This window comes from Roseisalinus antarcticus, from assembly GCF_900172355.1.
Taxonomy (GTDB): Bacteria; Pseudomonadota; Alphaproteobacteria; order Rhodobacterales; family Rhodobacteraceae; genus Oceanicola; species Oceanicola antarcticus_A.
In genome coordinates, this window is record NZ_FWFZ01000149.1 from 1 (window position 1) to 606 (window position 606).

The window sequence follows — 606 nt, forward strand, 5'->3', positions numbered from 1 at the left end:
GTCATAGCGCGTGGCGACGCGCCTCCAGTCTTTCAAGCGTCCGAACATGATCTCGATCCGGTTGCGTTTCCTATAGCGACGCTTGTCGTATTTGACAGGCTTGTCGCGTGACTTTCGACCCGGAATGCATGGCGTTATCTCCTTGTCGGCAAGGGCTTCGCGGAACCAGTCCGCGTCATATCCCCGGTCCCCCAACAGCCAGTCCGCGGCCGGAAGACTGCTCAACAACGCTCTCGCCCCGGTGTAGTCGCTGACCTGACCGGCCGTCATGAAGAACCGGATTGGCCGCCCAATCGTATCGGTGACGGCATGCAGCTTGGTGTTCATGCCGCCCTTGGTCCGCCCAATCAGACGTCCACGCCCCCCTTTTTTGACCCCAGGCTTGAAGCCGTGCGGTGTGCTTTGAGGTAGGTCGCGTCGATAGAGATCGTCTTGTTGTCCGGTGCTTCTGCCGCCAGGCCCGTCATGATCCTGGCGAACACGCCCATATCGCTCCACCTTTTCCATCGGTTGTAGAGGGTCTTGTGCGGCCCATACTCCCGCGGCGCGTCACGCCAGCGCAAACCGTTGCGATTGATGAATATAATGCCGCTCAGGACACGCCGG

At 60.2% G+C, this 606-nt stretch carries 1 pseudogene; it reads right to left on the bottom strand.

What is annotated here, in order from left to right:
- Positions 1–606 (bottom strand): annotated as a pseudogene (locus tag ROA7023_RS25430) (IS5 family transposase); the annotation flags it as partial.